Here is a 13,762-nt window from a genome sequence, read left to right as displayed (position 1 = left end):
TTATCCCCCTTATACAGCAATTGGCGCTTTAATTCGTGGATAAGGATCATATCCATCAATTGCTAAATCCTCTATTTCATACTCAAAAATGGATTCTTTTTCAGTTTTAATAATAAGCTCTGGCAATTCACGTGGAATTCGTGATAACTGCTCTTTTACTTGATCAAAGTGATTACTATACAGATGTGCATCACCTAAAGTATGGACAAAATCACCCACTTCTAAGCCACATTCTTTCGCGATAAGATGCGTTAATAACGCATACGAAGCGATATTGAATGGTACACCTAAGAATACATCTGCACTACGCTGATAAAGCTGGCAAGATAGCTTGCCATCTGCTACATAGAATTGGAAGAGTGTATGGCATGGTGGCAAAGCCATATCATCTACTTCTGCAGGATTCCAAGCACTAACAATATGGCGACGTGAATTAGGGTTGTTTTTAATGGATTCAATAACATTTTTCACTTGATCGATTGTTTCCCCATTATCTGCTGGCCATGAACGCCATTGTTTACCGTATACTGGTCCAAGATCGCCAAATGCTTGAGCAAAGTCATCATCATTTAATACTTTGTCTTGGAAAATAGTCATTTGCTCCTCGTATTGAATTTTAAATTCAGGGTCCTCATTAACACGTAAACCGAAATTCGCCATATCTGGCCCTTCATACTGATCGCTTTTCACCCATTTTTCAAAAGCCCATTCATCCCAAATATGATTATTCTGTGCAATAAGTGTACGCACGTTTGTATCGCCTTTTAAAAACCACAGTAATTCAGTAGCAATAAGACGGAATGCAGTTCTTTTGGTTGTTAATAAAGGAAAACCTTTTTGTAAGTCAAATCTCATTTGATAACCAAAGACACTACGCGTACCTGTTCCAGTACGATCCCCTTTATCATTTCCTTCGTCTAAAATATGTTGGCAAAGTTGTAAATATTGTAGCACTGAACTGCCTCCTAGAAATTTATATAGTTTTAACTATATCATAATCTTCCCCAGTATTATCTTAATAAATAACGGAAAATAGTTAAAATGATGAAAGAAATAATTACAATTACACCCTTAAATATCTGAATATTTCCTGGGTAATATTCAGATATTTCATGTTGTAGGGAATAATAGATTATTTCCTTTATGATAATGAATTACCTTAAACAACCTTCAACCTACATAAATACCATCAAATATTCTTTTGCTATTGCATTAAATATTTCCTGAAAATAAATAAAAGACTCCCCCGCACTTTTTTAAGCGGAAGAGTCTACTTTATCTGTTGTTTGAAATATTTAATTTGCATATCTAACTTATGTGGACAGTCCTTTTGGGTAAACTAGTATCAAGACAACCATTTAGGGGGAGTATTTTTTGACCAATAGATTTCTCCTAGGTCATAATGAGCTGTGAATTGATCTTCATAAGTATGATAATGGAAATTGTAGTAATAGCCATCAAATGGCCGATTTTCAGTACGTACATGGAAGCGTATGACGTCTTGTTTAGATCCAGTGTCATAAACATGGAAAATCTTCTCGGCATAATCACCACTTGGATTTTCAGTAATTGCTAATGATTTAGTTGTTTCGTTATCAAGACGATTTACCGTCATTTCAATTGCTTCTTGCATTTTAGGGAAAATGACATCATCAAATTCATCACTAATCTGTGGACCTACTCGTGAACCAAATTTTAAATAGGCTTGTTCCTTTGCTGCTGTAAAGGCATACTCTTCAAAAGACTGTTCCGCTTCTGTTGAAATAGCTGACTCATTCTGCGTTTCTATGTATTTCGTTAGTTGACTAGTAGGATCTCCTGAAAATTGTGCTTTAGCATTGGAACTGTGATCTAGTAAACCTTCCCATATTGCATGACTCGGCGTAATTACACCTAATGTGATTACCGCTACGGATGCAACAAGGAACTTTTGAATCCATTTTTGCATAATCATTACCTACTTTCGAACATTTTTAAATCTTTTAATATCTATATTATATATACGAATCTTACTAGTAAAAGTTTCAACATTCATAGTTTAATTGTACAAAAACTACAACAATAAAGATACAATTAGGAATATATAAACTATTTCAATTAAATATATTTCAAAATTAACTGAACTATTTTAATAATTCATACTCCTACTTTACACTATAGGTATTGAGCCAAAACATTATTACAGAAGTATCTTCAGAAAATCTATGTTTATTGAAATAACATTTAGACACATACTTATGATGCTCCATAGATTTTATGTCTCACTATTATATTGATATCCTTAAAATAAACTATCTTCATTTACTGCGAATATATGTACTAATTTGTAAAAATTTGTTCACAAATCCTTGATATATAAGGAATTGTATAGATTTTTTACATTATTCATTGTACAATAATAATGAATAAACATGTTCGCTTTTTGTAATAAAGGAGGGACAAAATTATGTCTTCAGTTGCTATTGGTATTGGATTTTTATGTTTATTAGGATACTTAGGCTCTCTATGTTTCACGGACTAATATTTACTAAGCCGCCTTGTTCTTTTTGAACAAGGCGGTTTTTCATTACAAAATATATAATTTTTAAATGATATTCTTCCTTATAAACAAAAAACACAAGTACAAAAAGTACTCGTGTTTTTTGTTAATTAGTTATTGGTATTAAATGCTGTCCTAAATAAAACGTCATTCCTTCTGTTTCAATAGGACGAGCAAAGTGGGGGGCATTCAATAATATGCGGACGATTGAGACATTTTCATTTCTCAGTCTACATTCCGCATTCATATTAAGCTTTTCAGTGAACATCTCATTTTTATAGCGCCTAATATGATTAGCTGTGATTAAGAAAAATGATGATGCAAAAAGGCTAGTAGGAACTTTTGCCTCTTTTATATTTAAATAATGGACTGACTGATCCACAGTAGGATAAGCTATCTCGTGACTTTGAACCATATTCCTCATCGGGAGCCCAGATTCTGTTACGCCATCTACTGCACAGCCATTCAATACCTGTAAAACTGGGTCACGACTTGCACCATAAGAATACGATGCACTTTTACATTCATTGAATGAATGTGAAGCTAGTTGTTTAGCTTTTTTCTCCTTTTTCGCCTGCTTAAATAACTGTAAGGGAAAAATACCAACATTTGTTTCAGTGGTAATGACTTCTTTATTATTAGAAAATGGAGATTTTTCTAACGCATGAACAATCGCCATCGTACCATCAATTCCTGCATTCACTTCTCTAATTGGCGTAAAGTATCGAAGTCTAATATCAGCTAACTTAGACTTAACGATATAAATTGTTTGCGTGAATCCAGTTTTCATTGCCACTTCTTGCATTTCAGAAGTTGTAAGTGTATTCCCTTCAAAAACAACCCCAATATTTGACTTACTCATATGGCCACTTTTTCTCACTTCAAACATATAAACTTTGACCATGTCCTTGCTCACTTCCTTCAAGTAATAGATAAGAGACTGCCTTATTGATTGAACAATAAGGCGTGTTGTTCAATTAGAAAATGTTTAGTAATGAAGTAATGATGTGTAATTTACCAGTATCAGCTTGTGCAAATGCCATAACTGCGGCCCCAGAAAATAAACCGAATGATAATGCTCCAAGTAATGCGAATTTTAATTTTTTCATCATATTAAATCTCTCCTAAGTGTTTTTTTAAGCATTCTGTGCAAAGTAACTGCATTTCAAATGCTTTTTTATATTTTTTGTTCATTGCTAAATAGTTTGCATAATGTTCAGTTGCTATCTTCATCTGTTTTAAATCTGTGTGCCGCTTAAAAATTTCTATACTTGCACAGATGAATTCTTCATAATCAGATAAATTTCCCGATTTATATTCAAGCATTGCGTTTAATAATAAAAAGCTTGCTTCATTTTTGTTATTTCGAATATGCGATTTTAAAGTTTGAAGATTTGCTCTTAGTTCTAAAATTTCATCTAACTCCAAATAGATTTCTAATCTTAAATTCAATGAAACAAAAATATCTGAATAATCGAGAGTTTTCTTAATCTTAATTGATTTATTAACTTGAATTAATGCATCTTCAAATTGCTTTTTATCTAATAGAACTAATGCATAATTGTGATGTAAAAGTGATTTTAAACTACTAAAATCTTCGCGGCATATATTAAACCCTTTTTCTATATAGGCCTCTGCCTCATTGTATTCATGCAGTTCTCTATATGATATAGATATAATGTTATAGCAGTCTCCAACTTTATCCCATTCATGAAGAGATAAATAGATATCTTTAGCATCCTTTGCATACTTCAAACATCTTTCAAACAAGCATAAATGATAATGCGATAAAGCCAAGTTAAAAGAGGTTCTTGCAATCATATAAGGGTCTTCATGTAATTGTAATATTTTCTTGAAATATTCAACGCTTTTCTTATAATTTCCAATGTAAAAATGATAGACCGCAGTCACATATGAATATAGTTGACGTGTCGCTACATATAATTGTGATTCATCAATATCAACCGTAGCGATTTCATTTTCATATAACTTAAAAGCAATATCATATTCATCCATTTTCACTAGAGCCAAAAACTTAAGCAACAGAAAATAAAACTCTTGACGGATGGAAGCTATATATCGAAATTGATCTTGATGCAAGTCCAAAAATTGCCGGACTTCCTCAACACTCTCCTTTTCAATTTTAGTTTCCAGGGTGGATAAGATATTTTGCATTTCAGTAGTATCTTCATAAATATTATGAAAATATCTTTCCGGCACTTCAAGTCTACCGGCTAGTAACTTGAGTGTATCAATAGAAGGGGTATATCTGCAATTCTCAATATTGCTGTAATGGGTTGGTGAGATGATTCCGTGGCAAATATCTGCCTGTTTTAACCCCTTTAAAAGTCTGATTCGTTTAATTCTATTGCCAAGTTTCAAATCTTTCTCCCCCACTTCACAAAGAGCTAGTGTTTTCAAAGAAAATATTGTTTTTTGATTTAAATTGAAAAAAATACCAAAAAAGTATATTGTTATGATATTTTAGCGCCATACCCTACTTACATTTTATTATTTAATAGGCATTTAGTATATAAAAATTAACAATTCTCTTTAAATAATTCATGATTAATAGGTAATTATTAGACATATTTTATTAAAAAAAAGCTGCTATTCACCGATTTTGATTCCGTGAATAGCAGCTCATTTTATATTACTTCTTTAATTCCATAGTGAAATTTTGACGACAAACGGGTATCTCGAACAAAGCCATATTGCTCAAATAAATCAGAACGGAAGTGAGCTTTTAATACTATTCTTTTCTTAGCAACACGTTCCGCTTGTGCCATCCATTCATCTGATAAACCTTCATGAAGACCTGCTTGTCGCAATGGTTGAAAGCTAGTAGACTCTTCAATCGTTTCTTCGAACATTGGGTCCATATAGACGACGTCAAAGCTATTGTCAGGCTGTAACTTCAAATAATCCAATGCTACTGAATGAACAACTTCAATCTGTTCCATACAAGAAAGAAGTGGTAAATCCGTTATGTCGTAGCGCTTCATCCCTTCGCTTACGATGAATGCAACATTGGCATTCCCCTCACACCCAATGACTTTGCCTGATTCACCGACCGCAAAGGCCGCCATCATACTATCTGTCGCCATACCTAATGTGCAATCAAGAAAGGAATCGCCCTCATTCAGCTGACAAGCAGCTAATAAGGTATCTATTTCCCCTCTAGCTGCACGTTTCAAACGAAATGCTGCAGAACTTGGATGGAAGAAGAAAGGAGCATCTGCCCCTAACGCATGATATTCATAGCGATTTTTCCCCGCAACTATAACGTTTGCATTATATAATGTTGCCATTTTCGCAATACCACGCTTTTTTCGCTCAACAAAACGTACTTTTAACGAGGTACATGCTCGTTCAGCAAGTTGCTTTGATAATGCATCCGGTCTTGCTGCAGTGGTAACAATCGTTGTTATTTCGCACATACTTGATCTAACACACCTGCTAAATGATCACGTACTTGTTCCATAGCGAATCCTTCGATTTGTTCACGTGGGATGAAATAAGCTAACTGACCATCTTTTAATAGTGCAATAGAAGGAGAACTTGGTAACACTTCCTCAAAATAACTACGCATTTGTGCAGTCGCTTCCTTATCTTGTCCAGCAAAAACAGTCACTAAATGATCTGGCTTATGTTCAGCTTCTTCAAGAGCTGCAGCAACAGCCGGTCTTGCTAAACCTGCAGCACAACCACAAACTGAGTTAATCACTACTAGTGTAGTACCTTTAGATTCTTGGACATGATCAGCAACCTCATCAGGCGTCAATAACTCTGTAAATCCAACATTAGCTAGCTCCTCACGCATTGGTTTTACAATACCTAACATATATTCTTCGTAAGCATTCATCGTTTCATCCTCTTTCATATCTATTTATTTTCCTTGATTTATAAGGGTTTTCACCTTCTTATTGTATATGTACTTTCGTATAATTTCACTCTTTTTCACTTCTTATGTTATTTTTTTGTGATTTCTTCGAAAAAGATCACAATACAAATATGTGCATAGTATGCAACGAAAAACATAAAGAGCGACGGCCAAATGGCCATCGCTCTTTATCATATTCTAACCCCAAACGTATTTTCACTTCTTAGCGAGCTTAATTATAGGTAAGGATATCCCAGGTGGCATTATTGGAAATATTATTGGTGCTTGGATAGGTGGAAGTTTATTTGGACAATGGGGACTACCTTAAGTGATTTATATATCTTCCCTGCTTTACTTGGTTCTATTATTTTAATTTTAATAGTAAGCTTTATAATGTCATTAATGCGTAAAGTAGCTTGATGATGGCCTGAGCAAATCGCCTAGGTTTTTTATTATTTACAGACAATTAAAAATGCCCCATCCAACTAAGGACAGGGCTGAAGTAATACATATTTGGTTTATTTCTCTTTTTTCACTTCACTAATTATACGTCGAATCCATTCAGCCACTAATAAATCCCTTTCCTCTAAACTTAAACCTTTTGGCATTGATAGATAGTGCAACTCTCTTTGTAAAGAAGGTAACTTTTCTCTCAACTCAATATTGTTTAGAGATTCTTCATCCAGAAAAACTAAATACTCATTATCTACTAACGATTCATATATACGCCCCGTGTATTCTACATTATCAATGAAGACATAAGCATGCGCTCTCACATTTGGATTTCCATAAACATGGTTTCCTTTAAGTTTAGAAAGTGAATACATAAAGGATTCTAATCTCATTTCGTTAATATAAAAAGTATTTCCGTAGTAGCCTTTATTTAGCTTGTTCCGGTTAATTTCAAAAACATCATAATAAAGACAGATATCCGATTCCTTAGGAGGTTTTTCCTTACGCCAATATGCTCTTTCAACAGAAAAAGGCATCAATCGTTCCTTTACTAAGTAATCTATATTACTATGATCTAAATCACAACCATAACTTAGAATAAAAACCTCTTTCAAATTATTTACTCCCCCATTTTGGTAAACTTTTGGACTTTATTCTGATTTGACCATGATGATAAACGAAATTATCGTCTTTCTTATGCCAGTGCCAAATAGTTAAAGTATTTGATTCTTCTAGGTTTACATGCCCTCTCATGATAGGAAAACCGCCATCACCAATTATTTCAAAAATATGTTCTCCTTGTCTAATTCCGTTAGCTCCTGAACCTTCTGGACCAATAAATTTTGAATAACCTTATTTTTTAACTTGCTTCTCTGCTTCATCTTGCATTCTTGTTACTACTTTAGATTCTACTTCTTTACCAATTTGCTTTTCAATTTTATCGCCCATTTTTTTCTTAACTGATTTTGCAACCAGTGCCCTTACTGTTGAAACCACTACTGCACCTAAATGAGGTTCAATAGAAATGGCATCTCTTGTTTCTATTTGAACATCGTCATTAAATCCTGTAGAGCTACTAAAAATAAATTAGGATCATTCTCTCAAATATCAACAATGTATTTATATCTTAATGCTTTCTCATTTCATGATTTGCTAACAATTTTTAAATCCAAAACGTTGATATACATGGGTTCCCCAAAATATGAATGCCTATATTCTCCGTATGGATTCATAGTTTCATCCGATTTATAAGGGTTTTCACCTTCTTATTGTATAGGTACTTTCGTATCATTTCACTCTTTTTCACTTCTTATGTGATTTTTCCGAAAAAGATCACATTACAAATCTATGCTTAATATGCAACGAAAAACGATAAAGAGCGACGGCCAATTGGCTATCGCTCTTTATCATATTCTAACCCCAAACGCATTTTTACTTCTTCATTTACTTTATTCCTTAAAGCAACTTTAGAATAACGTAACTCTTTATCGTTTCCACGAGTTTTAATAGAATAAGCAACAAAATATTCGTCAATTTCTTTTGTACCTTCCAATACCTTCATTTCATGCATACCTAATGTTCGGCTTACATCTCTAAGATCTCCGGTTAAATTTTTTTACTCTTTCTCAATCCAAGCTTTAAAAGCAAAATTCACTTTCAAGTTACCCATATGCTTTTTATCTCGTTCTAAATTACGAATTGTAAGTTCTAGTATTATCGCATTGTGGACATGGATTTGTTGGTTATGCTTTATCATATGGCTTCATTCTCCTTATACATAACCGGTACTACCGCAAGTACATTATCTATGATAAAAGTACGTTTAGCCTGTTTAACAAAGCAATAAGCTTGAAATGCATCTGATGTTATTTTCAGGGTTTTCACACACCTTTTAGTTATATACCTACATTTTTACATATATATTAAATCGATGACCCGATTGCGTTGCATAGCTTTTAATAGTTGTTCTTTCACTATTCCTCCCCTCCAAAACAAAACATTAGTTCTTATTACAAGTAAAAAAAGACCAGGTAAACCACATCAAGGCTACCTGGTTTATTTTTTATTAATCTGTTTTGGGCATGGGGAATGCCCAAAATGGTTATCTTTAAGTCCAACGTAAAGCACGTTATTTACTCTAATACGTAAAAAAGCACGGATCTTTAACAAAAAAAGAAAAAGCCAATCATAATTATTTTTTTTCCCTATTTTGATTAAATAGGAAATTTGTTGCCAAAAATAATGAAGCTACGTTAATTACAAGGGCAACAATATTTAAAAAGTCAGTTGTTGGCCCAAACACAATAATCAATGATGTTATTGCGACAAACAATGGAATTGCCTTATTTATTTTTGTGACTAGTTGTTGCTTGTGATAATGTCTTAGTATGATATAAATACCTATAAAAATTGGTGTAGTAAGGATTACTCCTAAATATCCCCATGCATCTTCAATAAACCAAGGGAATAAGCGCATATTTGATGTAAAAATAAACAGATTTAGTACGATAGTTCCTACTAATATACTGTTAAATATAATGACTCTATTGTTTTTATCCATTGTAATTTCTCCTTTAAAATTTAATTATTCCTTAGTTAATTCGTAAAAACGATTCATAACTTTTTCCTCTTCAAACGTGCTATACCACCTATAATCACTACCATCTAAAATACGATAATGTTGGCTGATCACATTTTGTTGTACTCGAAATTTTACTTTTTTCGCAATTTCATTCCAAAACATTTTTCCTCCTAATGTTTTTACTTTTGGAGTATTCATACCATCGTGAGCTAGTGTTTCAATTACTTCAAAAGGTTATTCTCCTAAAACCAGTTCTAGGATTTGACTATCCTTAAATAAGGCACAAACTACGACTGCATTCGTCCAACCAATTGATGTTCTTTCTTTTTCAACTTGAAACAGTTTCTTTTTAGAAATCCCTAGAGTAGTAGCCATTTTTTCTTGAGAATATCTTTTTTAAGACGAATTAGTCGAACATGCTTAGAAAGCAAATCAATTACAGTTTCTTTATTCAAATAACATCACTTCCATGTAATAACGTTAAATTCCACTGATAGTGTAATATTACACTATTATTCCCCTTTTGTAAATGGCGAATAATATATTAAAGAAATACTAATATTAATTAGTGGTAGCATAGATCGCTATCAAGCTAAGGTTTTGACTATCCATATAGCAAACATGACCTTATCCTTTCTTTAGAATTATAGGAAAGGATGGCGTTTTGTTATGAAACTTTCGATTCTTAACGAACTTCAACTGATTCTTGAAGAATTACAACGACATATGTCACCTCAACTCGAATCGCCTCACAAATTATACTTTTTCAACAAATTCTTAATCTGCAGTTACATAACCGTTTGGAGTCTTTAAACGAAATGCATTACCCAACTTTACAATGTCTTTAGCTGTAATAGCATCACCTACATTGATTTTCTTATCTCGCTGCTCTTTATCAAACTTCACTGATTTATAAAGATAGCAAGTTTTTTTATGCGATATAACCCTGTTCCTAACTTGTAATACGATTTAGCTGTTGATGGTTTACTAACTGGTTTGGATGGTTTTGAAACGGTTGTTACTTCTTTCTTTTTATATCCTAGTTCTGCAGCAATAAATGAAGCGATTGCCTGGCAAATCTCTTCAAACTTATCACTATAAATTTTTGCATTAGCTGCTGAATCGACAAAGCAAATTTCAATTAGAATTGCTGATTTGCTGGTTTGCTGGTTTGCTGCTTTGTCTGCAGTATCTCTTGCTACTTCTGCGACATCTTTGACATCGTTAAAAATATCAATTTTTGTCTCAACTCTAACTGTTCGTTCAAGAATGTTGGTTAAGATTTTATTAGCTGTATCTTCCAATAGCCCCACCTATTTTTCTGCATAATAAAAAGAACGCCCATTTGGACGTTCCTCACATGATTTTATTAATCCAATTATCGATTATCGACTTTCTCTGTTTCACTAGAATTATGACCCGGCTCTTCTAATTACATAAGAACATATTTTATTTGAATTATTTCTTATTTCCCACTTCGTTTATTATACGTTGAATCCATTCAGCAACTAAAGTATTACTATCCTCTAAACTTAAATCATTGGACATTTTTAGAAAGTGCAGACCACTTGGTAAAAAGGGTAACTTTTCTCTTAACTCGATGTTGTGCTCCGATTCTTCATCCAAAAAAACTAAACACACACCATCTTCTAATGTTTTATATATCCGTCCAGTATATTCTACATTGTCTATCTGGACATAAGCATGGCCTCTCACATTTGGTTTTGCATAAACATGATTTCCTTTTAGCTTAGAAAGTGAATACAGAAAAGATTCTAATCTAACCTCATTAATATAAAATTTGTCTAGATAATATAAATTATCTTTGTGCTTGTTTCGATTGATATCAAAAACATCGTAAATAAGACAGATTTCTGATTCCTTAGGAGGCTTTTCATTACGCCAATATGCTCTATTAACAGAAAAAGGTATCAAGCGTTCCTTTACTAAATAATTAATATTACTATGATCTAAATTACAACCATAACTTAGAATAAAAACTTCTTTCAAATTATTTACTCCCCCAATTCAACAAACTAATGGACCTAATTTGGATTTCGCCATGATTATATTTGAAATTATCGTCTACCTTATGCCAAATAGTTAAGATTTTATTTCTTCCAAGTTTACATGACCTCTCATGATAGGGAAACCATTTTTACTACATATTTCAAAAATATGTTCTCCTTGTCTATTTCAATTAGCTCCCGTTCTTTCAGGTTCTTTATATTTTGAGCAATTATTGTATATGTATTTCGTATAATTTCACCCTATTTCACTTCTTTCAAGATTTTTTCGAAAAACCACATTATAGTTTGTTCATTAAAAGGAAATAAAAAGGAATAAACTGAACCCCGAATAGAATCACTTTTCAAGTGTCCAATATTCGGGGTTCAGTTCATATAGCAACAATATATTCTTCAGAAGGCACCTAGTGCTTTTCTAATTATTCTGCTAGATTTTCTGCCATTTTATTTTCTTTCCACATGAATGTAAAACCAAGACCTATAACCAAAATGACAGCAGCGAAAAGATATGGATAGTTAATATTTACGTCAAATAGTATTCCGGCCATGGCTGGTCCGACAATATTCCCTAAACTCGTATAGGTTGAGTTCATTCCAGCAACAAATCCTTGCTCTTTTCCTCCTGCTTTTGATAAAAATGTCGTCAATGCTGGACGAAGCAAATCAAATGCTAAGAAGATAAAGCAAGTTACCGTCAGTACTGCCAAATAGCTAGAGATTAAGGTAGACGCCACCGCCAGTACCGCACCTATAATTAAACATAATTGGATCAATTTCTTTTCACCGAGAATATCTACTAATTTTCCAAACATAAATACTTGCACAACAACTCCGAAGATTGAGCTTATAGTAATAATAGCTGCAATGTCCTTCGGCGTGAAACCGAATTTATGATCAGAAAATAGGCTAAAAACAGTTTCATATGCTGATAAACCGAATGCTAGCACAAATACAATGATAAATGCTATAAAGTAAACCGGATTAAGTGACTTTTTTAAATCGCCTATAAAGTTTGTTTGCTTATTATTAGCAGAATTTTCAGCAAGCTGTTCCTTTGTTAACGGCTCTTTCAAAATAAATATTGATGAAATGCATGCTAAAAAAGCAAGACCGGCCGCAAAGAAGAATGGCAAGCGTATACCAAATTCAGCGATGAAACCACCAATACCTGGTCCTATAATAAAGCCGGTACTAATAGCGGCCGAAACATAGCCCATTGCTTTTGGCCGTTCCTGAACTGATGTAATATCTGCAACATATGCAGTAACCCCAGGCATAATAAAGGCTGCACTAACCCCCCCTAGGATCCTTGATAGATAAAGTACCGAAACGTGAGTGCCTGCACCAAAAATAAGTTCAGAAACACCAAAAAGGAATAAACCGAAAGTAATGATTTTCTTTCTGCCATACTTGTCAACCCAACGCCCTGCAAATGGTGACATAATCAGTTGTGCTACCGCAAATGCGGCAACAAGGTAGCCCATCGTACTTCCTGATAAATGCATGATATTCATAAAAGACGGCATAACTGGGATGATAAGCCCAATTCCTAGAAATGGAATGAATATATTGCTAAGCAGAATTATTAATACTGCTTTTTGATCTTTAATTGGTTTCTTCATGTATTAACACCTCTTTCTGTATGATTCATCGATGTGATATTCCCCTCCAAAATACTGTCCAAGAGGCTTCTAATTTATCATTTAGCCGTTTTTCATCATTGCCGTAAACAAGTTCCAATAACATGGAATCGACTACTCCTAAGAAAGCATAAGTCGGCGTTACAGCTGCTTCTCCAACTATTAATTTATCATTGATCCAATCCTGAAAATTCCTTTCCAGTATCGTCTGCACCTTCCCCTCGATATCTATGACTTCTTGTTCAATTACTTTTTCAAGATGGGCTGGTGGAAAAAAAGACATACGCAGCCAAAACTTTAACTGCTCATTTTTTTGGAAAAGATCTATGATCAATTCTAGAAATCCGTACAATACTTTTTCAGGATTTTTTTTATCAACTTTACTGAAATATTGGAGTTTTGAAGATAGCTCTGTCTCTTTCGCATCACGTAAAACTTGCAGGAAAAGATCATCCTTCCCTTTAAAATGGGAGTAAATGGATTGTTTTTTCATACCAACTTCTTCAGCTATTAGAGAAAGGGAAGCTCCTTCATAACCATGAATTGTGAAATATTTTAGAGCTGCATCCTTAATTTCATCACTTTTCAATAATGTCACCTCAATTAATTACCTAACGAACGGTCGTTAGTTATACTAGC

The 13,762-nt window shown here is 33.4% G+C and carries 17 protein-coding genes and 2 pseudogenes; 1 reads left to right on the top strand and 18 read right to left on the bottom strand.

The genetic code is table 11. The features are described 5' to 3' along the window. Positions 1 to 9: 9 nt before the first annotated feature. The 7 genes from ACQKM9_RS12850 to ACQKM9_RS12820 all read right to left on the bottom strand — a co-directional run bounded on the left by ACQKM9_RS12850 (position 10) and on the right by ACQKM9_RS12820 (position 6,404). Positions 10 to 954: a thymidylate synthase gene (locus ACQKM9_RS12850; protein ID WP_427734738.1), complete on the bottom strand. Its 945-nt coding sequence runs from the start codon at positions 952 to 954 to the stop codon at positions 10 to 12. Positions 955 to 1,345: 391 nt separating this feature from the next. Further along, on the bottom strand, positions 1,346 to 1,948 hold the full coding sequence (locus ACQKM9_RS12845) for a YpjP family protein (RefSeq protein WP_427734737.1): 603 nt from the start codon (positions 1,946 to 1,948) through the stop codon (positions 1,346 to 1,348). A gap of 697 nt (positions 1,949 to 2,645) precedes the next feature. Continuing rightward, the gene (locus ACQKM9_RS12840; RefSeq protein WP_427734736.1) at positions 2,646 to 3,443 is read right to left on the bottom strand and encodes a PhzF family phenazine biosynthesis protein; all 798 of its coding nucleotides are present in this window, start codon (positions 3,441 to 3,443) and stop codon (positions 2,646 to 2,648) included. Between the two features lie 73 nt (positions 3,444 to 3,516). Next, entirely contained in the window at positions 3,517 to 3,651 is a 135-nt protein-coding gene (locus ACQKM9_RS12835) for a hypothetical protein (protein ID WP_427734735.1), read from the bottom strand. Between the two features lies 1 nt (position 3,652). Next, on the bottom strand, positions 3,653 to 4,921 hold the full coding sequence (locus ACQKM9_RS12830) for a helix-turn-helix domain-containing protein (protein ID WP_427734734.1): 1,269 nt from the start codon (positions 4,919 to 4,921) through the stop codon (positions 3,653 to 3,655). A gap of 266 nt (positions 4,922 to 5,187) precedes the next feature. After that, positions 5,188 to 5,979 carry a class I SAM-dependent methyltransferase gene (locus ACQKM9_RS12825; RefSeq protein ID WP_427734733.1) on the bottom strand — a complete coding sequence of 264 codons (792 nt, stop codon included), beginning with the start codon at positions 5,977 to 5,979 and terminating at the stop codon, positions 5,188 to 5,190. Then, on the bottom strand, positions 5,967 to 6,404 hold the full coding sequence (locus ACQKM9_RS12820) for a BrxA/BrxB family bacilliredoxin (RefSeq protein WP_427734802.1): 438 nt from the start codon (positions 6,402 to 6,404) through the stop codon (positions 5,967 to 5,969). Before ACQKM9_RS12820 ends, ACQKM9_RS12825 begins: the two co-directional genes overlap by 13 nt. Before the next feature lie 253 nt (positions 6,405 to 6,657). Between ACQKM9_RS12820 and ACQKM9_RS12815 the strand changes: the two are divergent. Beyond that, positions 6,658 to 6,842 (top strand): annotated as a pseudogene (locus tag ACQKM9_RS12815) (GlsB/YeaQ/YmgE family stress response membrane protein). A 98-nt stretch (positions 6,843 to 6,940) separates the two neighbouring features. Here ACQKM9_RS12815 and ACQKM9_RS12810 read toward each other — a convergent pair. The 11 genes and pseudogenes from ACQKM9_RS12810 to ACQKM9_RS12760 form a co-directional block, all read right to left on the bottom strand. Continuing rightward, entirely contained in the window at positions 6,941 to 7,489 is a 549-nt protein-coding gene (locus ACQKM9_RS12810) for a hypothetical protein (protein ID WP_427734731.1), read from the bottom strand. A gap of 238 nt (positions 7,490 to 7,727) precedes the next feature. Continuing rightward, the gene (locus ACQKM9_RS12805; RefSeq protein ID WP_427734730.1) at positions 7,728 to 7,871 is read right to left on the bottom strand and encodes a hypothetical protein; all 144 of its coding nucleotides are present in this window, start codon (positions 7,869 to 7,871) and stop codon (positions 7,728 to 7,730) included. Positions 7,872 to 8,268: 397 nt separating this feature from the next. Continuing rightward, positions 8,269 to 8,436 carry a hypothetical protein gene (locus tag ACQKM9_RS12800; RefSeq protein WP_427734728.1) on the bottom strand — a complete coding sequence of 56 codons (168 nt, stop codon included), beginning with the start codon at positions 8,434 to 8,436 and terminating at the stop codon, positions 8,269 to 8,271. Positions 8,437 to 8,490: 54 nt separating this feature from the next. Continuing rightward, positions 8,491 to 8,631: a hypothetical protein gene (locus ACQKM9_RS12795; protein WP_427734727.1), complete on the bottom strand. Its 141-nt coding sequence runs from the start codon at positions 8,629 to 8,631 to the stop codon at positions 8,491 to 8,493. Between the two features lie 435 nt (positions 8,632 to 9,066). Then, positions 9,067 to 9,435: a hypothetical protein gene (locus ACQKM9_RS12790; protein WP_427734726.1), complete on the bottom strand. Its 369-nt coding sequence runs from the start codon at positions 9,433 to 9,435 to the stop codon at positions 9,067 to 9,069. A gap of 24 nt (positions 9,436 to 9,459) precedes the next feature. Then, positions 9,460 to 9,911: pseudogene (locus tag ACQKM9_RS12785) on the bottom strand (transcriptional regulator). A gap of 322 nt (positions 9,912 to 10,233) precedes the next feature. Beyond that, entirely contained in the window at positions 10,234 to 10,362 is a 129-nt protein-coding gene (locus ACQKM9_RS12780; RefSeq protein ID WP_427734725.1) for a DUF5776 domain-containing protein, read from the bottom strand. Continuing rightward, complete coding sequence (locus ACQKM9_RS12775; protein ID WP_427734724.1) at positions 10,359 to 10,760, bottom strand: hypothetical protein; 402 nt, start codon at positions 10,758 to 10,760, stop codon at positions 10,359 to 10,361. Before ACQKM9_RS12775 ends, ACQKM9_RS12780 begins: the two co-directional genes overlap by 4 nt. 154 nt (positions 10,761 to 10,914) lie before the next feature. Continuing rightward, positions 10,915 to 11,466 (bottom strand): hypothetical protein, encoded by a 552-nt coding sequence (locus tag ACQKM9_RS12770; protein ID WP_427734723.1) that lies wholly within the window; start codon positions 11,464 to 11,466, stop codon positions 10,915 to 10,917. Between the two features lie 436 nt (positions 11,467 to 11,902). Beyond that, positions 11,903 to 13,105, bottom strand: coding sequence for an MFS transporter (locus tag ACQKM9_RS12765; RefSeq protein ID WP_427734722.1), 1,203 nt, complete (start codon positions 13,103 to 13,105; stop codon positions 11,903 to 11,905). A gap of 25 nt (positions 13,106 to 13,130) precedes the next feature. After that, positions 13,131 to 13,721, bottom strand: coding sequence for a TetR/AcrR family transcriptional regulator (locus ACQKM9_RS12760; RefSeq protein ID WP_427734721.1), 591 nt, complete (start codon positions 13,719 to 13,721; stop codon positions 13,131 to 13,133). Positions 13,722 to 13,762 lie beyond the last annotated feature (41 nt).

The sequence above is a fragment of the Viridibacillus sp. NPDC093762 genome, from assembly GCF_050279675.1.
Classification (GTDB): Bacteria; Bacillota; Bacilli; order Bacillales_A; family Planococcaceae; genus Viridibacillus.
The sequence above is the reverse complement of the archived record's forward strand: the minus strand, read 5'-3'. Positions and strand labels throughout refer to the sequence as shown.